This window comes from Kitasatospora sp. NPDC043950 (assembly GCF_056435345.1).
In genome coordinates, this window is sequence record NZ_JBWKER010000014.1 from 82,799 (window position 1) to 104,592 (window position 21,794).

The window sequence follows — 21,794 nt, forward strand, 5'->3', positions numbered from 1 at the left end:
CCCCTGGTCCGGGACCTGCGGACATGTCGCGGGTGGCGGCCCGGCAGCAGACTCGGTGGCGAATGATCGGCCACCCCGAAGGAGCGAGCATGCCGTCGTACCTCACCCCGGGCGTGTACGTGGAGGAGGTCCAGTCCGGTGCCCGGCCGATCGAGGGTGTCGGCACGGCCGTCGCCGCCCTCGTCGGCTTCGCCCAGACCGGCCCCTTCCACGAGCCCACCCTGGTGACCAACTGGGACCAGTACGTCCAGCAGTTCGGCGGCTTCTCCGAAGGCACCTACCTGCCCCACGCCGTCTACGGCTTCTTCGCCAACGGCGGCGGCGCCGTCTACGTCGTGCGGATCGGCGAGCCCGCCGGCGAGACGGCCGGCGGCTGGCCGCCGGTCGCCCGATCGGCGCCCGCGCCCACCGCCCACGCCGGCTTCCTGTTCACGGCCCTGCCCGCTGGGGGCGCCGACCTGACCGTCGAGATCGCCGACGTCGAGGGCGACAACGTCCCCGACGACCGGTTCCGGCTGGTGCTCCGCAAGGGCGCCGAGGTCGCCGAGACGTACGACGTCTCGACCCGCAAGAACACCAAGGGCTACGTCGTCACCCAGCTGCGCGAGTCCAAGCTCGTCGCGGTCAGCGAGCAGCCGGGCACCGCGCCGAGCCGCCCGGAGCGCCAGACGCTCGCCCTCGCCGCAGCCCCCGCGCCCGGGCCGGTCGCCCCCGCCGCCACGACCCGGATCAGCCCCGCCGAGTACGTCGGCGACGCCTCGGCCCGCACCGGGTTCTCCGGCCTGGAGGCGATCGACGAGATCACCATGGTCGCGGTGCCCGACCTGATGAGCGCCTACCAGCGCGGGGACATCGACGCCGAGGGCGTGCGGACCGTCCAGCTCGCGGTGATGTCGCACTGCGAGCAGATGGGCGACCGGATCGCCGTCCTGGACGCCCCGCCCGGGCTGAGCGCCCAGCAGGTGCGCAACTGGCGCAACAACGAGGCGGGCTTCGACTCCCGCTACGCGGCCCTGTACTACCCGTGGATCAAGGTGTTCGACCCGGCGACCGGCCGCAACACGATGGTCCCGCCGAGCGGGCACGCCGCCGGGGTGTGGGCGCGCAGCGACGCCGAGCGCGGCGTGCACAAGGCGCCGGCCAACGAGGTCATCCGCGGCGCGGTGGACCTGGAGATCCGCCTCAGCAAGGGCGAGCAGGACCTGCTGAACCCGATCGGCGTCAACTGCGTGCGGGCCTTCCCCGGGCGCGGCATCCGAATCTGGGGCGCCCGGACCCTCTCCTCGGACCCGGCGTGGCGCTACCTCAACGTGCGGCGGCTCTTCAACTACCTGGAGGAGTCCATCCTCCTGGGGACCCAGTGGGTGGTGTTCGAGCCCAACGACGACCGGCTGTGGTCCAGCATCCGCCGCAACATCACGGCGTTCCTGACCGAGGAGTGGCGGCGCGGGGCACTGTTCGGCGCCACGGCCGCGGAGGCCTTCTACGTCAAGTGCGACCGTGAGAACAACCCGCAGGAGTCCATCGACCTCGGGCAGGTGGTGTGCGAGATCGGGGTCGCTCCGGTGAAGCCCGCCGAGTTCGTGGTGTTCCGGCTGTCCCAGTTCTCCGACAGCACGAGCCTCGTCAACGAGTGACCAGCAGGCCAGCACAGACCGGAAGGTGACAGGAAGTCATGGCTGAAGGCGATCCGCTCTCCACACACATATTCGGCGTCCAACTCGGCGGCTACAACGTCGAGTCCGTCAAGGAGATCAGCAACCTGACCGTCGACCAGGACGTCGTCGAGTACAAGCAGGTGACCCAGCAGGGCAAGCTGATCGTCCGCAAACAGCCCGGCGCGCGGCTGCCGGGCGAGGTGACGATCACCCGCGGGCTCGACAAGAGCGGGGCGTTCACCAAGTGGATCAACGAGACCCTCAACAACGGCGCGATCAACACCGCGCGGCAGAACCTCACCATCGAGGTCAAGGACACCACCGGTGCCACCCTCCGGCGGATCCAGCTGATGAACGCCTGGGCCAGCCGGTGGGAGGGCCCCACCCTCACCGCCGGTGAGTCCAGCGCCGCGACCGAGACGGTGACCATCGTGTTCGAGGAGATCACCGTCGAATGAGACGACGGATCAGCCTCGACGAACTCCTGGAGCAGGCTCCGGCAGCCGCCCCCGCTCCCGCCGCGGCCCCGCAGGCCGCCGCGCCGCAGCGGGGGCGGGGCCCCCAGGGGCACGGACTGCACACGGAGTTCGAGTTCGAGCTCCCGCGCGGGTACCTGGACGACGAGGGCGTCCTGCACCGGCACGGCGCCATGCGCCTGGCCACCGCGCGGGACGAACTCATGCCCCAGATCGACCTGCGGGTCAAGGAGAACCCGGCGTACCTGAGCGTGGTGCTGCTCAGCCACGTGATCACCCGGCTCGGCACCGTCACCGACGTGCACGCCGGCGTCGTCGAGCAGATGTACGCCACCGACGTCGCGTTCCTCCAGGACTTCTACCAGCGGATCAACAGCGAGGGCCACACCCGCGCCGCGGTGACCTGCCCGCACTGCGACGGCTCCTTCGAAGTCGACCTCGCTGGTGGGCGCCTGGGGGAATGGTGACGTACGCGACCACCCGGCTGTACGAGGAGGTCGCGTACATCGCCTACCACTTCCACTGGCAGCGGGAGGACATCCTCGACCTGTCCCACCAGGAACGCCGCGCGTGGGTGCGGGAGATCGCGCGGATCAACACCCGCGTCAACGAAGGCGGGTGAGCGCGGGATGGGGATTCGGGACCGGCTCGGGCGCCGGAAGGCCGGCGGTCCGGGCGAGGCGGGCGCTTCGGGTGCCCCGGGTACCTCGGGTGCTGCCGGCGGCACGGGTGACGCGGCTCCCGCGCCCCGGGCCGACGCGCCCGCCCCGGACGGTGGTTGGCGCGCGGTCGCGCCTCTGACCCCGACCCTCGCGGGAGCGGCGGGCGGGGTCAGCGACGGCCTGCGGTTCCGGTCCCGGCTCGCCTCCTGGCAGAACCCCTCGCTGACCGGCGCACTCGGGCACGCGGTCCTGCCGTCCGCCCCGGCGGGCATCCTGCGGGCGGTGGCACGGCCCCTCGGCCCGGCGGTCTCCGCCGGGGCGGACGGGCCCGTGCTGCCGTACGCCGCACCGGCGGTGGCGCCGTCGGAGGCTGCGGATCCGGTACCGGCCTCGGCTTCGGATTCGGTGGGGCGCGGGCCGGGCGCGACGGGCGGGCTCGGTCAGGTGCGGCAGGTGCAGAGGTCCGGCGCCGTGGTGCGACGGCTGCCCGTACGGGCGGTGGCTGCCGAGGGCGGCGACGCGCAGGCTGCCGCCGCGCCCGCTCACGGTTCCGAGGTGCCGTCTGCCGGGCAGGCCAGGACTGCCAGGCCGGTCCCGTCGCGTCGCGTCGGGAAGCCGCTGACCACCGCACCCCGCCCCCGGTCGCTGCCGACGCGCTCGGTGGCCGTGATCCCGCCCCGGCCGGTGCAGCGTGCCGCGAGCGCGACGACGGTGGAGCGTGCCGCTGCCGTCGCGTCGGTGGAGCCTGTTGAGGGCGCGAAGCCGGTGGAGCGGTCCGAGGGCGCGGCCCCGGTGGAACGGCCCGCGAGCGCGACGACGGTGGAGCATTCCGCCGCCGTCGCTCCGCCCGTCGTGGAGCCGGGTGCCACTACGCGGCCGTCCGAGACCTCCGAGCCGGCTCCGGTGCGGCCGACCGATGCCCCGACCCCGCGCACCGGCAACGCCGTGCAGCGCGCCGCGAGGGGAGGCAGCGCGAGGGGAGGCGCCGCACCGGGCCGACCCGTGCTCGGTGCCCCGCTGACCTCGCTGCCCGCCAGCGCCTCGCCACGGCTCAACGCCGACGGCGCGTCAGGCATCGTCCCTGGTCAAGGCCCCGAGGCCGGGCACGGACCGATGCCGATCGTCTCCCCGCCCGCGCAGCAGGAAGCTCCGGCGGGGAGCGGGCCGGACGGTGTGGAGCCGTCGGCACCGGGCAGCCCGGCGCGCTCGGCTCGCCCTGCCCGTCCCGAGCCCGGACGGCGCGGGGACGCCCCTGTGCAGCGCGCCGTCCAGACCGGCGGCGGTCCGACCGCCGTGCGGCGCGCCACACAGCCGCGCACCGAGCAGGCGCGCCCCGAATCGTCCAACGCCCGCACGCACGGCGGCCTGGGTGCGCCGCTGACCGCGCTGCCGCCGACGGCGGGCGCGGCACCCGGAGCACGGGCCGCCGGTACGGCCGACGGCCGGCGCGGCCCCGTCCGGCGGACCACGGCCCCGGGCCACGGAGCCCCCGCGACTCCCGACACCCCACGGACTCCCGCCACCCCCGTCACTTCCGCACGACCACAGCCGACCGGCCGAAGCGCGGCGGCCCCGAGCCCGGAAAGCGCTCCTCGCGCCACGGGCACGGCCCCCGCCGAGCCGGGCGCCACGGCAGTCCAGCGTGCGGCTGCGCCCGGCGCGCGAAGCGCTGACACGAGCGGGCAGGGCGGCTCCACCGAGCCCGGCCCCGCCGTCGGGCCGCAGTCGCCCCCCGGGACGGCACCGCAGGACGCGGGCCGCCGGGCCCGGCGCAGCGGTGGTACCGGTGGTACGGGGGGTACCGGTGGCGCCCGGGACGTGCGGCCCACCGCTTCGCCGGGCGAGCCCGGCCCGCTGGTCGTGGCCCGCTCGCCGATCGGCGGCACCGCCGCACGTCCGGCGGCCGGGCCGGGCCACCGTACGCTGGGCCTGCTCGGCGAGCGCCGCATGGCGTCCACACTCGCCGCACCGGCGACGGCGCCCGCACCGGTGTCCGGCCGAGCGCCGGCGCAGGCGCCCGCCCCACCCGTCGTCAGGGCCTCCTGGCCACCGGAGCCGCCGGCGCGCACCCAGGTGCCGCAGGCCCCGGAACCGGTGGCACCCGCGAGCTGGCGGCACCGGGCCGCCGCCGTCCTGCGCCTGCCCCGACGGGCACAGGCGAGCCGACCCGACGCTGCGCGCCCGGCGTCCCCAGCGGCACCGGCGTCCCCGGCGGACCCGGAAGGCACCGGCCCGGCGGCGCGGGGTGGCGTGGTGGCGCGTGCGGGTGCGCGGGGACCGGCGTCCGGCGGCTCCGCCGACCCTGCCGGCTCGGGCGCGGTAGGGCGTTCTGCTGCCGTGAGGCGTCCGAGCGTGCAGCGTTCGGCGGCCGGCGGCGGCGGCCCGGTGAAGGCGGATGCGCGTTCATCGGCGTCGGCAGGCTCGGCGGCGCGGGGGCCGCGGCCGTCGGAGCGCGGTGGGGCCTCCTCGGGGCGTGCGGGTGTGCGGGGTCCGGCGACTGATGGCACCGGTCCGGTGGCCGTCGGCCCCGGTACCGGCCCGATGGAGGCGGATACGCGCCGGTCGGAGCACGGCGGTCCTCCTGCGGGGCGGGCCGGTGTGCAGCGTTCGACGACCGTCGGGGGACCTCGCCCGGAGGCGTCGGACGGGCAGCCCGTAGCGCCGGACACCGCCCCGGCCGGGCGGGCGCGACGCGGGGAGACTCCCGTGCCGCCGCCGGCTGTGGAGCGTGGCGGCCGTGGTCCGGCGGTGCAGCGGTCGGTCTCCGGCGGCCCGAGGCCCGTCGAGCCGGGTGTCCGGTCGGCGGAGCCGCGAGGTGCTGCGGTGCCTGTCGTGGTTCCCGCCGGGCGGGTGCGGCACGGGGAGCGTCCAGCACCCCCGGTCGTCGTGGCCGATGCCGGCCCGGCGGCCGTGGGCGCCTCTCGTGTCGGGCGCGCTGCGAGCGTGCAGCGCTCGGTGTCCGCCGGCCCTGTTGTCGCGGGCCTTGCCGCTGCTGCCGCTGGCCCTGCCCTCGCCCCCGGCCCGGTCGAGGCGGCCGTGCGACCGGCGTTCTCCGACGACGCGTCGGCGCCTGCCACCGTCCCCGCCGGTCGCGGGGGGCGTCCTGCGTCCGCGCCCGCTGCCTCCTCCGGCGGCCGTGTTCCAAGCGTGCCGTTGGTACGACTCACCCCGCCGAGCGCCCCGGCGTCCCCGGCGGCTCCGGCGATGGTCCAGCGGCTGCCGGTCGCCGGGCCCGCCGGCCCCGCCGTGCCCGCGTCCGCGACGCCGCCGCTGCCGAGCGGTGGCGCCTGGGCGCCGGGCGTCGCGGGGGGCGGCTTCGGCGGACCGGGGGCAGGCGGGGAGTCGCCGTTGCGCACCGGGTCGTGGTCGTGGACCGCGCCGTCCCGGGCCGGCGCGGGCCCGTCTTCAGGGCCGTCCGGGCCGGCGCGGCCTTCGACGGAGACGGCCCGGGTGCTGCAACGGGTGGCGGAGCAGGCGGGGTTGTCCGGGGTGCCGTTGACCGCCGTACCGGCCCGCACCCCGGTGACCGTCCAGACCGCCTCGTCCCCGCCGCCGACCGCGGCCCGGCCCCCGCAGCCGGGCGGCGGATCGTCGACCGGGTCCCCGTCGGGGGCCGACCTCGACGAACTGGCCCGGCGCCTGATCGAGCCCGTCGGACGGCTGCTGCGCGCGGAGTTGCGCAGGGGGAGGGAGCGCGCCGGGCGGCCGTACGACGGCCGTCGCTGAGCGCTCGGGGCGCGGCGGGCAGACGGGCAGTGGCAGGTGGCAGGTGGTAGTGGTAGGTGGGCAGGGCGACGGAGGCAGGAATGACCGACAACATCTTCGCGACGAGCGTGTTCTTCAAGCTCACGATCGGCGGCAACGACCTGGGCGAGTTCACGACGTGCTCGGGGCTCGGTGCCGAGGTCGAGATCCACCAGTACGCCGAGGGCGGCAACAACGGCTTCTCCTGGCAGTTGCCGGGCCGGATCACCTGGTCGAACATCACGCTCACCCGTGCGGTCACCGCGGACACCGTCAAGATCGCCCGCTGGCTGGACGAGACCGTGCGGCGGGTCCAGCCCAAGAACGGTGAAATCGTGGCCCTGCGGCCCGACTTGAGTCCCATCGTCAGCTGGCAGGTGCTCGGCATCGTGCCCGTCCGCTGGCAGGGCCCGTCGTTCGACCCGGCGAACTCGCAGGCGGCGACGGAGTCCCTGGAGATCGCCCACGCCGGGCTGCGCCCGTCATCGTGACGGCGCGTCGCACCCGGCGCAGGCCACCCATCGGACGACGAACGGAAGGAGGTGCGGGATGTCAGAGGTCCCCGCGAGTGTCACCCGGGCCCAACTGGCCATCATGGAGCCGCCGGCGACGGTCGGCGCCCAGCCCGGCGGGGTGATCGCGCGGCTCCCGCTCCAGTTCAACCCGTCGAGCCTGGTGCTGCGGAAGTCCTCGGAGTGGCGCCGTACCCCATCCCGGATGGCCGCCGAGTCCGCGCTGCCCGAGTTCGTCGGCAGCGGGCCCCGCTCGCTGTCCATGGAGGTGTTCCTCGATGCGACGGCGACCCATGACGACTCGGTGGAAAAGGCGGTGGAGCAGCTGATGACGGCCTGTGTGCCGACTCCGGCGAGCCTGGCGCGCAAGAAGCCGGCGAGCCCGTGGATCCGGCTGGACTGGGGCACGTCGTCGACGACGTCGTTCAACGGGGTGCTGACCGGCCTTCAGGTCACCTACTCGCTCTTCGACGTCGACGGCAAGCCGCTGCGGGCCACCTGCTCGTTCACCATCGACGAGGCCAGTGTCGACACGCCGGGCCAGAACCCGACCTCCGGCTCGATGGAGGCGCGCAGCACCCACCGGGTGATCGCGGGCGACAGCCTGCCGCTGCTCGCCTGGCGCGAGTACGGCGACGCGACGGCGTGGCGCACCATCGCCGAGGCCAACGACATCGACGACCCGATGGTGCTCGTCCCCGGGGTGGAACTGATCGTGCCGGGGATCGACGAGCCCACCCGAGGAGGGCGGTCATGACCACTCCCGAGGCACGCGGCGGCCGCTCCTTCGCCGCGGATCCGATCGTCGAGGCGCCCGGCCCGCTGCCGCCGGTCTGGGCGGCCCAGCTGGTCTCCTGCGACATCGAGGAGAGTACGGGCCTGCCCGACACGGCCGTGCTGATGTTCCGCGACGCGGACCACACCTTCCTCTCCGCGACCGGGGTCACCATCGGCACCCGGCTGCGGGTCTCCGTGATGACGGTGCAGGGCAACGCGCAGGTGCGGCTGTTCACCGGCGAGGTGACGGCGCTGGAGCTGGACGTGGACACCACCGGCTCGTTCACCGTGGTGCGGGCGTCCGCCATCACCCACCGGCTGATGCGCGGGCGCCGGGTGAAGGCGTTCCGCAACATGTCGACGGCGGACATCGTCCGTCAGGTCGCCGCGGGCGCCGGGCTCGGCTGCGGCCGGGTCGACGCGTTCCCCGTTGTCCACGAGCAGCTGTCGCAGGCCAACGTCTCGGACTGGGAGTTCCTCCAGTACCTGGCGCAGGAGAGCGGCGCGCAGGTGCGGGCGGACGACGAGGGGCTGCTGGAGTTCGTCAAGCCCGAGCAGGCCTCCTCGGCCCCGGCCCCCTCGACGCCCGCTCCGCAGAACCCGATGGTCCTGGAGTACGGCCGCAACCTGCTGGAGCTGCGCGGTGTGCTGACGGGCGGCGGCGGGGCGGACACCGTCGAGGTGCGCGGCTGGAACGTCCTCACCAAGAAGGCCCTGGTCGCCACGGAGCCGTCGGTGGCCAGCGAGACGGTGCGGCCCGGGATGAGCCCGTCGACGGCGGCCGCCGCCTTCGCCGGGAAGGCGCGGATGACCGTCACCGACACCCCGTACCGCACGCAGGCGGAGACGGCGGCCGCGGCCGGGTCGGTCGCCGCCTCGGTGGCCGCCGGGTTCGGCGAGCTGGAGGCGGTCGTCGAGGGCAACCCGAAACTGCGGGCGGGTGTTCCGGTCGCCCTGGGCAACGTCGGCGCCGCCTTCTCGGGCCGCTACACGGCCACCGCGGTGCGCCACCTGCTGGAGCCCTACCGCGGCTACCGGACGACCGTCGTGGTCAGCGCGGCGCCGGACCGCTCCCTCGCGGGGCTCGTCGCCGGGGGCGGCGCGGTGCCGCGCGGGCCGCGGATGCCCGGTCTGGCCATCGCCGTGGTCACCGACGTCCGGGAGCCGGGGGGCGCGCAACGCGGCTGGGTGCGGCTGAAGTTCCCGTGGCTGGACGACACCTACGTCTCCGACTGGGTGCGCACCGTCCAGTGGGGCGGGCAGGGCGGCGGCGGCGTGTTCAGCCCCGAGGTGAACGACGAGGTGCTGGTCGGCTTCGAGCAGGGCAGCCTGGACAGCCCGTACGTGCTGGGCGGCCTCTACAACGGCGTCGACAAGCCCTCGCCGCACGAGGTGCCGCTGGTCGACCCGGCCGGCGGGAAGGTCAACCGCCGCTCGCTGGTCTCCCGTTCGGGCCACCGCCTGGAACTGCTGGACGTGCCGGGCGGCCAGTCCGGCGTCCGGCTGGCCAGCGGGGACCGGAAGCTGGAGGTGCGGCTGGACGAGCAGCACGGCGAGATCGTCCTGACCGTCTTCGGCGCGGCCGGTGCGGCGGCGGCGAGTTCGGTGCGGCTGTCCTCCACCGGCATCACCATCGACGCCGGCGCCGGGGCGGTGAACCTGCGCGGGGGATCGGTGAACGTCACCGGCCGCACCGAGGTCACCGTGGAGGGCGGAGCGCTGGCGGTGCTCAAGGCGGCCCTCGTGCGCATCAACTGAACCACCGTCGGCACGGCCCGACCCTCCGGCCCCCTCGAACCACCCGATTGGAGAACGCAGATGCCCCCCGCAGCCCGGATGGGTGACACCACCAGCGACGGCGGTGCCATCACCACCCCGCCGCCAGGCGCCCTCGCGGCGGCGACCGTACTGATCGGCGGCCGCCCGGCCGCCGTCACCGGCAGCCTGCACGTGTGCGTGCCGCACGTGGAACTCGGGCCCGGCAACGTCGTCATGCCCAGCCCCAAGGCGGCGGCCGGGGGCCTGGTCCTGATCGGGGGGCTGCCCGCGGCGCGGGTGGGCGACCAGACGGCCTGCGGCGCGAAGATCGTCACCGGCGCGTTCAACGTGCTGATCGGGGGCGTCGCGTGAGCGGCTTCATCGGGCGAGGCTGGGCCTTCCCGCTGCGAGTGAACGCCACCGGCGGCATCGGCATGGTGGACCGGGACCGGGAGATCGAGGAGGCCATCCGGCTGATCCTCGGCACCGCCCCCGGGGAGCGGCCGATGCGCCCGGAGTTCGGCTGCGGCATCCACGAGTACGTGTTCGCGCCGAGCGACGGCGGCACGGCGGGCCGGATCGCGCGCGAGGTGCGCACCGCGCTGGAACGCTGGGAGCCGCGGATCGAGGTGGACGACGTCGTGATCGCCTTCGACACCGTCGACGACGGCACGCTCTACATCGACGTCCACTACACCGTGCGGTCCACCAACGACCGCCGCAACCTGGTCTTCCCCTTCTACACCATCCCGAGCTCGCCGGACGCCCCGGATGTCCAGGACGTCCCGGGTGCCCTGGGCGCCGTGACCGGGGGAGTGAGCTGATGGCGCTGCCCTCCCCGAACCTGGACGACCGCCGGTTCCAGCAACTCGTCGACGAGGCCAAGCGGTTCGTCCAGCAGCGGGCCCCGGAGTGGACCGACCACAACGTGTCCGACCCCGGGGTCACCCTGATCGAGACCTTCGCGTACATGGTGGACCAGCTGCTCTACCGGCTGAACCGGGTGCCGGAGAAGAACTACTCCGCCTTCCTCGACCTGCTGGGCGTCCGGCTCTTCCCGCCGGCCGCGGCGACCGCGGAGGTCGACTTCTGGCTGTCGGCCCCGCAGCCCGAGACGGTGCTGCTGCGGGCGGGCACCGAGGTGTCCACGCTGCGGACCGAGACGGAGGAGGCGGTGGTGTTCTCCACCGCCGAGGACCTGCCCGTCGTCCCCAGCTCCCTCGACCGGCTGGTCACCGTCTCCGCCGCGGGGGAGCAGACCGACGCCACGGCGCGGCTGGCCGACGGCGTGGACGTGCCGTGCTTCCAGCCGCGCCCCCAGGTCGGGGACGCCATGCTGTTCGCGCTGCCGGCCGTCGTGCCGCGCTGCATCCTCGTCGTCCGGCTGGACAGCCGGGTCGAGGGCGTCGGCGTCGACCCGCGCCAGCCCCCGCTGGCGTGGGAGGTGTGGGACGGCGCGCGGTGGATCGCCTGCGAGACCGGCTCCGACACCACCGGCGGCCTCAACCGGCCCGGCGAGGTGGTGGTGTTCGTGCCCGCCGGGCAGGTCGCCTCGGTGGTCGCCGGGCGCCGGGCGGGCTGGCTGCGCTGCCGGGTGTCCGCGCCGGAGCCGGGCCAGCCGTTCTACGCGGAGTCCCCGACGATCCGCCGGGCGGAGGTGTTCACCGTCGGCGGCACCGCGACCGTCGTGCACGCCCAGACCGTGACCGACGCGCCGCTCGGCACCTCGGAGGGCGTCGCGGGCCAGCGCTTCCGGCTCGCCAGGCCGCCCGTCCTGCTCGACGGCGGGCCCCCGGTGGTCGAGGTCGCGGCCGGCGACGGCTGGGAGCGGTGGACGGCCGTCGAGCACTTCGGTGACTCGGCGCCGACCGACCGGCACGTGGTGATCGACGCGACCACGGGCGAGTTCGCGTTCCCGCCCGCCGTCCGGGAACCCGACGGCGGCCTGCACGCCTTCGGCGCGGTGCCGCCCAAGGGCGCGCACCTGCGGGTACCGCGCTACCGCACGGGCGGCGGCACCGCCGGGAACGTCGCCCGGGCGACGATCACGGTGCTGCGCAGCTCCGTCCCGTACGTGGCCAGGGTCGACAACCGGGAAGCGGCCAGGGGCGGGGTCGACGGCGAGACGGTGGAGAACGCCAAGGTGCGCGCCCCCCACCTGCTGCGGCTCCAGGAACGGGCCGTCACCGCCGGGGACTTCGAGCTGATCGCCCGGCAGGCCGCCCCCTCGGCGGCCCGGGTGCGCTGCGCGCCGGCCGTCGCCGGGGAGGCGGGAGCGGTGCGGGTGCTGGTGGTCCCCGACGCGGTCGCGGACGAGGGCGACCGCCTGCGGTTCGAGCAGCTGATCCCCGGCGAGCAGGTGCTGTCGGCCATCGCGACGGCCCTGGACGAGCGGCGGCTCGTCGGCACCAGGCTCGTCGTCCAACCGCCCGACTACCAGGGGGTGACGGTGGTCGCCCGGCTCGCGACCCGCTCCCCGGACGGTGACCGGGTCCGGGAGGCGGCGCTCGCGGCCCTGTTCCGGCACCTCAACCCGCTGCGCGGCGGCGCCGACGGAAGGGGCTGGCCGTTCGGCCGGGCCGTGCAGTACGGGGAGGTGTTCGCGGTGCTCCAGCAGGTGGCCGGGGTCACGGCGGTCGAGGAACTGCGGCTCTTCCCGGCGGATCCGATCACCGGGCGCCGGGGCGCGCCCGCCGAACGGGTCGACGTCGCCCCGGACGCGCTGGTCTTCTCGCACCAGCACCAGGTCGTGGTCGCCGCGCTCCCGGCGGACGGTCCGCGATGAGCAGAGCGGCCGTCCCCGGGCTGCCCAGCCCGCATCCGATCGGCGAACTCCTGCCCGCGCTCTACGCCGAGGACGACTTCGCCCAGCGGTTCACCGCGGGCCTGGACACCGTCCTCGCCCCGGTCTTCGCCACCCTGGACAACCTGCCCGCCTACTTCCAACCGCGCCTGGCCCCGGCCGACTTCGTCGATTGGCTGGCGGACTGGGTCGCCGTCGAGACCGACCCGGCCTGGCCGGAGGAGGTCCGCCGGGCCGTGGTCGGCCGCGCGGTCGAACTGCACCGGTGGCGGGGCACCCGGCGCGGGCTCCGGGAACGGCTGCGGCTGATCCTCGGCGTCGGCGCGCAGATCGTGGACGGCGGCGGCGTGGCCTGGTCCACCACCGCGGGCGCGGAGTTGCCGCCCGCGCCCTCCGGGGAACTGCTGGTGCGGGTCTGGCCCGAGCGCACCCCGGCGGTGGACGAGGAGCAGGTGCTGGCGGTCGTCCGGGCGTCCTGCCCGGTCCACCTCACCTGCCGGGTGGAGGTCCTGCCCGGCCCGCCTGGTCCATCCGGTCCGCCTGGTCCATCCGGTCCACTCGGTCCACTCGGTGCGGAAGAGAGCTGAGCAATGCGTACGTGTCCCGAGTGCGGAGTGGCCAACGAGGACGGGGACGACTTCTGCGGCAACTGCGGTGCCTACCTCGGCTGGTCGGGGACGGCTGCCGCCACCTCGGCGGCTCCCGCCTCCGGGGCTCCCGGCTCTGCCGCCGCCCCGCCCGCTGGCGCCAACCCGCCCGCTGCTCCGCCCGCCGGTGCGGCCCGCGAGGAACCGCCCGTGCGGCCGTCCGCGGCGCCCGCCGAACCGCCTGCCGCGCGGCCCGCCGAGCCGGCGAGGCCGTCCGCCGCCGCGCCCGCTGCTGCGCCCGCGCCCGCACCCGCGCCCGCACCCGCGCCCGTACCCACGCCCGTACCCGCACCCGCCTCCGAGGTGCCGCCGGTCCGCCCCGGCGCGGTGCCGCCGCAGCCCACGGCCGCCCGGCAGCCGGCGGCGGACCCGGTGGCGGTGCAGCCCGCCAAGCCCGTCGCGCCCCGCCCGACCGTCCGCCCGGCCGCGGCCGACGAGGCCCAGGTCGGCCCACCCTGCCCCCGGTGCGGCACGCCCAACCGGCCCGACCGGAAGTTCTGCCGGCGGTGCGCGGAGCCGCTGACCCCCACCGAACTCGTGGCGGCCCTGCCGTGGTGGCGCACCCGCTGGCCGTTCCGCCGCCGCGTGCGCATCGGCGGCTCCGGCAGCACCCTGCGCCGGATGATCGCGCTGCTCGTGCTGGCGGCGCTGGTGGTCGCGGGCGTGCTGTTCTACCCGGCAGGGCGGAACATCTACGAGGACGTGCTGGACAAGCTCCGCGACGCCTCGGCGATCTCCCCCACCGGGGCGGCGGCGAGCGCGGAGGTCGAGGGCCATCCCGCGAAACTGACCGTCGACGGGCTGAGCAACACCTACTGGGGGGCGCCGAACGTCGGGGACTCGATCAGCTTCCCCTTCGCCCGACCGTTCCGGCTGGTGGACGTGATCATCCACACCGGCTCCTCCACCGAGCCGCAGCAGTTCCAGCAGCAGGCACGGCCCACCGCCCTGGACCTCCGGATGACGACCTCGGACGGCAAGGTGCACGAGCAGAAGGTGACACTGAACGACAAGCCGGGCCCGCAGACGGTGCTGACCGGCGTCAGCGACGTCGTGAAGGTGACGCTGGTCGTCCGCGCCGCCGCCGGGACGGGGCCCGGAATCCCCATCGCGCTGGCCGAGGTGGAGTTCTTCAAGCGTTGAGGGGCAGGCTGCGGGGGTGGGCCCGGGCGCCGGCGTGGGAGGCTACCCGGGTACCGCCGCAGCCCGCGCCCAGGAGCACCGCCATGCACCGACCCCCCGCCTTCCGTCTCGACGCCACCGCCTCCGGGCACCCGGCGGGGATCCTCGACGCCGCCGAGCGGGCCGAAAGCCGGGGCATGGACCGCCTGGTGGTCGCCGAGACCGCGTACGACCCGTTCCTCCAGCTGGCCCGCGCCGCCGACCGGACCGAGCGGATCGAGCTGGCCACCGGCATCGCGGTGGCCTTCGCCCGCACCCCGATGACGCTGGCCTACCAGGCCTGGGGGCTGCACGCGGCCTCCGGCGGACGGGCCGTCATCGGGCTGGGCTCGCAGGTCAAGCCGCACATCGAGAAGCGCTTCGGGATGCCCTGGGACCGGCCGGCCGCGCGGATGCGCGAGTACGTGCACGCGGTGCGGGCGATCTGGCACAGCTGGCAGACCGGCGAACGGCTGCGCTTCCGGGGCGAGTTCTACACCCACACGATGATGACGCCGGTCTTCTCGCCCGACCCCGTCCCCGCCGGGGTGCCGAGGATCCTGCTGGCCGGCGTGGGGCCGCTGATGACCCGTACGGCCGGGGCGGTGGCCGACGGGTTCCTCAGCCACCCGTTCTCGTCGCCCGCCTACCTGGCCGAGCAGGTGCTGCCCGGTCTGACCGGGGCCCGGGCGCAGGCCGAGGCCGAGGGCGCCCCGTGGACGGCGCGTCCGTTCGAGGTCGCCGGCAGCGTGCTGACCGCCACCGGCCGGACGGAGGAGGAACTGGCGGCCAACCGGGCGGGGGTGCGGGAGCGGCTGGCGTTCTACGCCTCCACCCCGGCCTACCGCCCGGTGCTGGCCCAGCACGGGTGGGAGGGGCTCCAGGAGGAACTGCACACCCACTCGGTGCGCGGCCGCTGGGCGGAGATGGCCGCGCTGATCGACGACGAGGTGTTCGACACCTTCGCGGTGTCCGGTCCGGTCGAGGACGTCGCCCGCGAGCTGACCCGGCGGTACGCGGGCCTGGTCGACCGGCTGTCCGTCAGCCTGCCGGAGGAGGCGGACCCGGAGCTGGGCCTCGACGTCCTGGCGGCCGTCCGCGCCCTCGGCTGAGCTCCGTCGGACCCTCATCGACCCTCATCGACCCTCATCGACCCTCGCCGGACCTCCGCCCGGTCCCGCCGGACCCCTCGCCGTACCCGCGCCAGCCCCCGTAGCCCGACCGGAAACAGCCGCCGACCGAACGCGGTGGGCGGCTGATCGGGCAGGAGACGGCCAAGACCGGGCACATTCGGGCAACGGGTTCCCGGTGACGACGGCGGGCGGCAGGATCGCGCTGGCAGACCGTGACGGGCCGCCGACTTCACCCACCCCACGGTCTGTCATGTCTTGGCCACCGTCGACGACCGTGGGGGTGCCCGCTTGTCCGTGCCAGACGACCATCCTGCCGTTGACTGCCTCGCCGAGTTCGGGGCGCCCGACGACCTCGCCGACTTCGACGAGTTCCTGCGCGTGTGCGCCGAACTGACCGGCTTCGACGAGCCCGAGCTGCGCGCCACCGGCATGGCGCACGAACACCACCGCACCACCCTGGCCCACCGGGTCCGCGACGACCACGCCCTGGTCCACCTCTGGTACGTCGGCGCCTGGCCGGGCGAGACGCCCAGCTCCGCCCGCGCCTACGACCAGGGCCTGGCCTGGCGGACCTTCCGCGCCGACCCGCCCGGCGCCGCCGCCCCCGGCCACGGCAGCTGGGCCGAGGCCCCCCGAGGGGTTGAGGAACGGTGACCGCCCGCTGGGACGTCGTCGTGGTCGGCGCAGGCTTCGCCGGAACGCTGGTCGCCCACCGCCTCGGCGCGCAGGGCCGGCGGGTCCTCGTCCTCGAAGCCGGCCGGGCCGCGCCCTCCGGGCCCGAGACCGCCGCCGCCTTCCGCGCGGCCGGCGGCGGCCCGCCCACCTCGCCCTACCCGCACGACCCCGACGCCCCGTCCCTCGACGTCACCGACCTCACCGGGCTCCCCGGCGGCGGCTTCACCGCCACCGGACACCTCCGGCAGGACGGCCCGCTGCCCTACGCCAGCGGCTACCTGCGCGCCAACGGCGGCACCGGACTGCTCTGGACCGGCCTCACCCCGCGCATGCACCCCGAGGACTTCCGCACCGGCGACCTCGGCCGCGGCCGCAACTGGCCGATCGGCTACCACGACCTGGAGCCGTACTACCGCGCAGCCGAACACGAACTCGGCGTCGCCGCCGACGCCGGGGAGCAGCGCCGCGCCGTCGGACTGCCGATCCCGGACGACTACGCCTTCCCCATGCGGGCCATCCCGGCCAGCCACCTCGACCGCCGGCTCGCCCACGCCCTCGACGGCCGGACCGTCCGCGACCCCGCCATGCCCGGCCCCGCCCGGCTCGCCGTCACCGGCACCCCGCACGCCCGCAACGGCCTGCCCACCCGGCCCGGCGACAGCTTCGGCCCGCCCTGCGCGGGCAGCGCCAGCTGCGTCCCGGTCTGCCCGACCGGCGCCAAGTACACGCCGCTGCGCACCCAGGCCCGCTGGGCGCCCTGCGTCGAACTGCGCACCGGGGCCGTGGTGGCCAGGGTGCTCGCCGACCCGGTGACCGGGCGCGCCACCGGGGTGGAGTACCTGGCCGGCGGCGCGGCCCACCGGGTGGACGCGGACCTGGTCGTCCTCGCCGCGCACGCCGTCGAGAACGCCCGGCTGCTGCTCCTGTCCGGCCTGGCCAACCGCAGCGACCAGGTGGGCCGCAACCTGATGGACCACCCGGCGCTGCTCACCTGGGGGCTCATGCCCGGCCAGGTCGGCCCCTACCGGGGGCCCGGCTCCACCAGCGGCCTGGAGGCCTTCCGCTTCGGCCCGGCCCGTGCCCGCCGGGCCCCGTTCCGGATCGAGATCGGAAACTGGGGCTGGTCCTGGGCCGGTGGCTCCCCCGAGGCGGAGACGGCCGCACTGCTGGCCGCCGGGCTGCGCGGCAAGGAGCTGCGGGCACGCCTCGGCGACCGGCTCGGCCGTCAGTTCTCGCTCCAGTTCGAACTGGAGCAGCCCGCCGACCCGGCCAACCGGGTCACCCTCGACCCGGACCGGCGCGATCCGCTCGGCCTCCCCGGCCCGGCCGTCCGCTACGACCTCGACGAGTACGTCCGCGCGGGCATGGTCTCGGCCCGGGCCGTCTCCGACCAGCTGTTCGCCCTGCTCGGCGCCGAGGACCACACCGCCTACCCGGCCGGTCCGCAGTGGCCGGGCCGCCTCGAACACCTGGGAACCGCCTACGGCTACCGGGGCGCGGGCCACGCCGGCGGCACCCACGTCATGGGCGACTCGCCCGCCACCTCCGTCGTCGACCACTGGCAGCGCTGCTGGGACCACCCCAACCTGTACGCCGTCGGGTGCGGCTCGATGCCCTCGCTCGGCACCTCCAACCCCTCGCTCACCATGGCCGCCCTGGCCCTGCGCAGCGCCGACCGGATCCACCAGGACCTGCTGGACCTGCACCGCCCGGTGTCCGTCGGCTCCAGGCTGCCGACCCCCGACCCGCCTCGCTCGCCCGTGCTCCCTTCGCCCGGCACCCCTTCGCCCGGCGCCCCTTCGCCCGGCACCCCTTCGTGCGTCGCTCCTTCGCTTGCCACCCGTTCGCCCGCCTTTCCGGAGACACCATGACCGGCCTGCCGCTCCCGCCCGTACCGGAGCCGTACCACCTGCCCTTCCACTACGGCGCGCTGCACAACATCGGCGTCGACTACCTGGTCCAGCCCGAGCGGGCGCGCGAGCTGCTCGGCAAGCGCCACCCCGGCCTGACCGCCGCCGTGTTCGACGGCGGGGCCTGCGTGTCCCTCAACTACCAGCTGTACTTCGCCCAGTACCCGAACGGCGGTGGCATCACCGAGGAGCTGGAGATCAACCTGGTCGCCCACCCGATGTTCGCCGGGGACCGCCTGCCGGTCCTCAACTACGGCCAGTACGCCCGGGGTTACGACCAGACCAAGCTGCTCGGCATCGCCCGCCTGCACGTCCTGTGCGACAACCCGCTCGCCATCGACGCCGGGCGCCGCCTGTACGCCGAGCCCAAGCACCCCGGCTGGTTCGAGACCGCGCTGCCCTCGCTCAACGCCCCCGCCGTGCGTGAGCGCTGGTCCGTCTCCTGTCGCCGGGCCACCCTCGGGGCGGACGGGCTGCGCCGCCACGACGAGCAACTCCTCGCCCTCGACGTGAACCTGATCGGCCTCACCGCCGAATCCGTCAACAACACCCCGATCACCGGCTACGGCACCGACGACGAGGGCAAGCTGCTCGCCGGCCCGCTCAACGTCTACCACCCCTACCGCTACTACGCCCTGGACGACCGCACCGCCGACCGCGTCCGGCTCGACCTCGGCAACCCCGCGGAGGAGTCCGCCCGCGACCTCGCCCACCTGATTGCCGACGCCCCGGCCGCCGGGGTCTGGACCTACCAATCCCCGCCGGTCGCCGCCCACAACCGCGCCTACTACGTCCGGTGATGTGCCCGCCCGCCGAGGGCGGGTTACGGTCAGGGTCGACACCATCTGAGTGGGCGGGCAGCGGACCGTTGGCGCCGTTCTCGCGTGCACCCCTGACCGCTCCTCCGCAGCTGGGGGTGTGCTCGTGAGTGTCCACTGACAAGGGTAGCCTTACCCATTGCGCAGGTGATCGGCAGTGGGGAGGGACCCTTGTTGGAATTCCGGCTGCTCGGACCAGTGGAAGTCCGGTGCAACGGGCAGTTCGTCGAGATCGGGCCACCGAAACGCCGGACCTTGCTGGCGATGCTGCTCCTCGCCAACGACGCGCTGGTCACCAACGACCGCCTCACCGACGCCCTGTGGGGCGAGCAGCCGCCCAGACACGCCAAGACCGTGATCCAGGGGCACGTCTCCCAACTCCGCCGGCTGCTGCACCCCGTGGGCCCGGTCACCATCGCCACCGCCTGTGACGGCTACCTCCTCCAGGTACCGTCCGACCACATCGACGGTGAGCGGTTCCGCGCCGCCGTCGCCGAAGCGCGCACCGGCGACGGCGCACCGGCCGGGATCCCGGCGCTGCGCAAGGCCCTCGCGCTCTGGCGCGGCCCGGCGCTCGCCGGACTCTGCGGCACACCCCCGGTCGTCGCCGCGGCAGCGGAACTGGAGGAGGCGAGGCTCGGCGCGGTGGAGGAGCTCGGCCAGGCGCTGACCGCCGACCGGCGCGCCGAAGAGGCCGTCGCGGTGCTGCGCGGCCCGGCGGACCGGCATCCGCTGCGCGAGTCCCTGGTGGCGCTCCTGCTCGACGCCCTGCTGTCGACGAACCGGCAGGCCGAGGCCATCGAGCTCTACCACCGGACGGCCCGACTGCTCGGTGACGAACTGGGCGTCGACCCTGGCCCCGCGATGGTCGAGGCCTACGACCGGATCCTCGGCCCGCCACGCGCCGCACGCCGACGGGAGGACACGCACCGGCCCGGGGACCCCCACGGACAGGAGGCCGCGGGCCGGCAGGAGGCCGCCCGCCGCCAGGCGGACGCGCACCGCCGAGCTGACGCGCACCGTCAGGCGGACGCATACCGCGGCGCGGGCCAGCCGGGCGCGAACGACCTGCGGCGACCGCTCCTGCTGCCCCGCCGACCGGCCGGCTTCACCGGGCGCAAGCGCGAACTCGCCGCCCTCGACGCGGCCGTGCGGCACACCGCACACGACTCGCCCATCTGTCTGGTCACCGGGCCGGCCGGGATCGGAAAGAGCGCGCTGGTGGCCCACTGGGCCCAACAGGCCGCGGCGGACTTCCCGGACGGCGTGCTCTTCGCCCGGCTCGGCGGCTTCGTCGACACCGCCCCGATCGCCGACCCCGCCTTCGTCATCCGGGACTTCCTCGGCGCGCTCGGCATCCAGCCCGACGACATCCCGCAGAACACCGCCGCAGCCGAGGCGCTCTACCGCTCGCTGCTCCGGAACCGCCGCCTCCTGGTCATCCTCGACGACGCGCTGAGTTACGACCAGGTCCGCCCGCTGCTCCCCGGCGCCCACGGCTGCGCCACCGTCGTCACCAGCCGCAACCGGCTGGAGAGCCTGGTCGCCGGCGACTGCGCCCGCCCGCTGCTGCTGGACCGGCTCGGGCCGGGGGAGGGCGAGGCACTGTTCGCCCGCATCCTCGGCCCGGACCGGGTCGGAGCGGAGCCGGACGCGGCCGGGCGCCTGGTGCGGCTGTGCGACGGGCTGCCGCTGGCCCTGCGACTGGCGGCGGCCCGGCTGGCGGTGCGGCCCGAGCGCTCGCTCGGCGACGCGGTCGAGGAACTCCGCGACGGGCAGCGGCGGATCTCGTTCCTCGCGGTGGACGGCATCGACTTCGCCTCCGTCCTGCGCGTCAGCGTGGACCACCTCCCGCCCGACGCGGTCGCCGTCCTGCGGCTGCTGGCCCACCACTTCGGCCCCGACATCGACGTGGCAGCGGTCGCCGCGCTGGCGGACGACAGCCCGGCCGGCAGCCGCGCCGTGCTGGAACGCCTCGTCGCCGCCAACCTGGTGGAGGAACGGGGGCACGACCGCTACGCCCTGCACGGACTCATCCGGCTGTTCGCCCGCTCGCTCGGCCCCGCCCCCGGGGGCGACCGCCTCCTTCCGCTCCTCGACCACTACCTGTACGCCGCCCTGGCCGCCGCGAGCGCGGCGGTGGCGGGCAGCCAACCCTGCTGCCGGCTCCCGGAGGACTTCCGGACGCCGGTGTCGACGCCCGTCTTCGCCGACCGGGAGGAGGCCATGGCCTGGTACGCCAGGGAACGGCGCAACCTCGTCGCCGCCACCGCGGCGGCCGCCGCCGGCCGGCACCACCACCGGGCGTGGCGACTCGCCCTGCTGCTGTGGCCCCTGGTCGTCCAGCAGCCCGGAGCCGACTGGGAGGCTCCGCTCGGCCACGCCCTCGGCTCCGCCGTCGAACTGGCCGAGGCCGACGCGGAATCCCGCGTCAGGAGCCTGCTCGGCTGGGTCCTGGGGCAGAACGGCCGGTACGAGGAGGCCCTGCCGCACCTGCTGCGCGCACCCGACCTGGCCCGGCGCGCCGACGACACCGAGGGCGAGGCGATCGCCACCGCCAACCTGGCCCAGGCCCGGGAGGCACTCGGCGACACGAACCTGGCCGGCCTCGGCTACGAGCGGGCCGCGCAGCTCGCCCGCAGGGCCGGCAGCCCGCAGACCGAGATGCTCACGACCTACTACCTGGCCCGGTACCACCTGCTGAACGAGCGACCGGCGAAGGCGCTCACCCTCGCGCGGCACGCGCTCGACCTCGCCCCGGAGGACCAGGTCGTCGCGCGCCGCGCGATGCTCCTGGACATCTGCGGGAGGGCGCTGGCCACCCTGGACCGCAACGGCGAGGCGTGGCACCACTTCGACCGCGCGGGCCGCCTAGCGGAACAGGACGGCTTCACCGCCGACGCCGCCGACTACTACGCGCGCGCCGCCGCGGTACGGACCTGCGGGAACGGCTAGCGGGTGGGGGGGGGGGGGGGGGGGGGGGGGGGAGGAGGGGGGGGGGGGGGGGGGGAGGAGGGGGCAGGGAGACGGGAGCGGAAAGCGGAGTAAGGGGGCGGGAAT

At 75.5% G+C, this 21,794-nt stretch carries 19 protein-coding genes; 18 read left to right on the forward strand and 1 reads right to left on the reverse strand.

Going from position 1 to position 21,794, the window contains the following annotated elements:
* The first annotated feature begins 89 nt into the window (after positions 1 to 89).
* From AC07BF_RS12475 to AC07BF_RS12490, 4 genes are read left to right on the forward strand one after another with little or no spacing between them, the layout of a single operon-like run.
* Positions 90 to 1,637, forward strand: a complete 1,548-nt coding sequence (locus tag AC07BF_RS12475; protein WP_400810206.1) for a phage tail sheath family protein — start codon at positions 90 to 92, stop codon at positions 1,635 to 1,637.
* A gap of 38 nt (positions 1,638 to 1,675) precedes the next feature.
* On the forward strand, positions 1,676 to 2,116 hold the full coding sequence (locus AC07BF_RS12480) for a phage tail protein (RefSeq protein WP_063346012.1): 441 nt from the start codon (positions 1,676 to 1,678) through the stop codon (positions 2,114 to 2,116).
* Entirely contained in the window at positions 2,113 to 2,601 is a 489-nt protein-coding gene (locus AC07BF_RS12485; protein ID WP_363585558.1) for a hypothetical protein, read from the forward strand. The genes AC07BF_RS12480 and AC07BF_RS12485 overlap by 4 nt, the downstream gene beginning before the upstream one ends.
* Positions 2,598 to 2,756, forward strand: a complete 159-nt coding sequence (locus tag AC07BF_RS12490) for a DUF6760 family protein (protein ID WP_347878560.1) — start codon at positions 2,598 to 2,600, stop codon at positions 2,754 to 2,756. Before AC07BF_RS12485 ends, AC07BF_RS12490 begins: the two co-directional genes overlap by 4 nt.
* Positions 2,757 to 3,338: 582 nt before the next feature.
* Here the strand turns inward: AC07BF_RS12490 and AC07BF_RS12495 are convergent.
* Positions 3,339 to 3,872 carry a hypothetical protein gene (locus AC07BF_RS12495; protein ID WP_478333339.1) on the reverse strand — a complete coding sequence of 178 codons (534 nt, stop codon included), beginning with the start codon at positions 3,870 to 3,872 and terminating at the stop codon, positions 3,339 to 3,341.
* 2,071 nt (positions 3,873 to 5,943) lie between these two features.
* On the opposite strand from AC07BF_RS12495, the gene AC07BF_RS12500 reads away from it, so the two are divergent.
* The 14 genes from AC07BF_RS12500 (at position 5,944) to AC07BF_RS12565 (ending at position 21,689) form a co-directional block, all read left to right on the forward strand.
* Positions 5,944 to 6,522, forward strand: a complete 579-nt coding sequence (locus AC07BF_RS12500) for a hypothetical protein (protein ID WP_478333340.1) — start codon at positions 5,944 to 5,946, stop codon at positions 6,520 to 6,522.
* 80 nt (positions 6,523 to 6,602) lie between these two features.
* Positions 6,603 to 7,031, forward strand: a complete 429-nt coding sequence (locus AC07BF_RS12505) for a phage tail protein (protein WP_363373130.1) — start codon at positions 6,603 to 6,605, stop codon at positions 7,029 to 7,031.
* Between the two features lie 58 nt (positions 7,032 to 7,089).
* The gene (locus tag AC07BF_RS12510) at positions 7,090 to 7,809 is read left to right on the forward strand and encodes a CIS tube protein (protein WP_363585555.1); all 720 of its coding nucleotides are present in this window, start codon (positions 7,090 to 7,092) and stop codon (positions 7,807 to 7,809) included.
* Entirely contained in the window at positions 7,806 to 9,587 is a 1,782-nt protein-coding gene (locus tag AC07BF_RS12515) for a VgrG-related protein (RefSeq protein ID WP_363585554.1), read from the forward strand. Before AC07BF_RS12510 ends, AC07BF_RS12515 begins: the two co-directional genes overlap by 4 nt.
* A gap of 60 nt (positions 9,588 to 9,647) precedes the next feature.
* Positions 9,648 to 9,959 (forward strand): PAAR domain-containing protein, encoded by a 312-nt coding sequence (locus AC07BF_RS12520; protein ID WP_363585553.1) that lies wholly within the window; start codon positions 9,648 to 9,650, stop codon positions 9,957 to 9,959.
* On the forward strand, positions 9,956 to 10,411 hold the full coding sequence (locus AC07BF_RS12525) for a GPW/gp25 family protein (RefSeq protein WP_350881814.1): 456 nt from the start codon (positions 9,956 to 9,958) through the stop codon (positions 10,409 to 10,411). The genes AC07BF_RS12520 and AC07BF_RS12525 overlap by 4 nt, the downstream gene beginning before the upstream one ends.
* Entirely contained in the window at positions 10,411 to 12,372 is a 1,962-nt protein-coding gene (locus AC07BF_RS12530) for a putative baseplate assembly protein (protein ID WP_363585552.1), read from the forward strand. The genes AC07BF_RS12525 and AC07BF_RS12530 overlap by 1 nt, the downstream gene beginning before the upstream one ends.
* The gene (locus AC07BF_RS12535) at positions 12,369 to 12,977 is read left to right on the forward strand and encodes a phage tail protein (protein WP_478333341.1); all 609 of its coding nucleotides are present in this window, start codon (positions 12,369 to 12,371) and stop codon (positions 12,975 to 12,977) included. The genes AC07BF_RS12530 and AC07BF_RS12535 overlap by 4 nt, the downstream gene beginning before the upstream one ends.
* Before the next feature lie 3 nt (positions 12,978 to 12,980).
* Positions 12,981 to 14,180, forward strand: a complete 1,200-nt coding sequence (locus AC07BF_RS12540) for an NADase-type glycan-binding domain-containing protein (protein ID WP_478333342.1) — start codon at positions 12,981 to 12,983, stop codon at positions 14,178 to 14,180.
* Positions 14,181 to 14,263: 83 nt separating this feature from the next.
* Positions 14,264 to 15,310: a TIGR03617 family F420-dependent LLM class oxidoreductase gene (locus tag AC07BF_RS12545; RefSeq protein ID WP_363585549.1), complete on the forward strand. Its 1,047-nt coding sequence runs from the start codon at positions 14,264 to 14,266 to the stop codon at positions 15,308 to 15,310.
* Positions 15,311 to 15,625: 315 nt separating this feature from the next.
* Positions 15,626 to 15,985, forward strand: coding sequence for a hypothetical protein (locus AC07BF_RS12550; protein ID WP_363585548.1), 360 nt, complete (start codon positions 15,626 to 15,628; stop codon positions 15,983 to 15,985).
* Positions 15,982 to 17,877 carry a GMC family oxidoreductase gene (locus tag AC07BF_RS12555; protein WP_478333343.1) on the forward strand — a complete coding sequence of 632 codons (1,896 nt, stop codon included), beginning with the start codon at positions 15,982 to 15,984 and terminating at the stop codon, positions 17,875 to 17,877. Before AC07BF_RS12550 ends, AC07BF_RS12555 begins: the two co-directional genes overlap by 4 nt.
* Positions 17,874 to 18,716 (forward strand): hypothetical protein, encoded by an 843-nt coding sequence (locus AC07BF_RS12560; RefSeq protein ID WP_363629721.1) that lies wholly within the window; start codon positions 17,874 to 17,876, stop codon positions 18,714 to 18,716. Before AC07BF_RS12555 ends, AC07BF_RS12560 begins: the two co-directional genes overlap by 4 nt.
* A gap of 216 nt (positions 18,717 to 18,932) precedes the next feature.
* Entirely contained in the window at positions 18,933 to 21,689 is a 2,757-nt protein-coding gene (locus AC07BF_RS12565; protein ID WP_478333353.1) for an AfsR/SARP family transcriptional regulator, read from the forward strand.
* The last annotated feature ends 105 nt before the right edge of the window (positions 21,690 to 21,794 follow it).

What these genes read in the sequence shown, in the direction of transcription:
- AC07BF_RS12515 (WP_363585554.1), top strand. Translation starts at nt 7,806, where the DNA reads ATGACCACTCCCGAGGCACGCGGCGGCCGCTCCTTCGCCGCGGATCCG.
- AC07BF_RS12505 (WP_363373130.1), top strand. Translation starts at nt 6,603, where the DNA reads ATGACCGACAACATCTTCGCGACGAGCGTGTTCTTCAAGCTCACGATC.
- AC07BF_RS12535 (WP_478333341.1), top strand. Translation starts at nt 12,369, where the DNA reads ATGAGCAGAGCGGCCGTCCCCGGGCTGCCCAGCCCGCATCCGATCGGC.
- AC07BF_RS12485 (WP_363585558.1), top strand. Translation starts at nt 2,113, where the DNA reads ATGAGACGACGGATCAGCCTCGACGAACTCCTGGAGCAGGCTCCGGCA.
- AC07BF_RS12475 (WP_400810206.1), top strand. Translation starts at nt 90, where the DNA reads ATGCCGTCGTACCTCACCCCGGGCGTGTACGTGGAGGAGGTCCAGTCC.
- AC07BF_RS12545 (WP_363585549.1), top strand. Translation starts at nt 14,264, where the DNA reads ATGCACCGACCCCCCGCCTTCCGTCTCGACGCCACCGCCTCCGGGCAC.
- AC07BF_RS12540 (WP_478333342.1), top strand. Translation starts at nt 12,981, where the DNA reads ATGCGTACGTGTCCCGAGTGCGGAGTGGCCAACGAGGACGGGGACGAC.
- AC07BF_RS12510 (WP_363585555.1), top strand. Translation starts at nt 7,090, where the DNA reads ATGTCAGAGGTCCCCGCGAGTGTCACCCGGGCCCAACTGGCCATCATG.
- AC07BF_RS12480 (WP_063346012.1), top strand. Translation starts at nt 1,676, where the DNA reads ATGGCTGAAGGCGATCCGCTCTCCACACACATATTCGGCGTCCAACTC.
- AC07BF_RS12520 (WP_363585553.1), top strand. Translation starts at nt 9,648, where the DNA reads ATGCCCCCCGCAGCCCGGATGGGTGACACCACCAGCGACGGCGGTGCC.
- AC07BF_RS12495 (WP_478333339.1), bottom strand. Translation starts at nt 3,872, where the DNA reads ATGCCTGACGCGCCGTCGGCGTTGAGCCGTGGCGAGGCGCTGGCGGGC.
- AC07BF_RS12560 (WP_363629721.1), top strand. Translation starts at nt 17,874, where the DNA reads ATGACCGGCCTGCCGCTCCCGCCCGTACCGGAGCCGTACCACCTGCCC.
- AC07BF_RS12530 (WP_363585552.1), top strand. Translation starts at nt 10,411, where the DNA reads ATGGCGCTGCCCTCCCCGAACCTGGACGACCGCCGGTTCCAGCAACTC.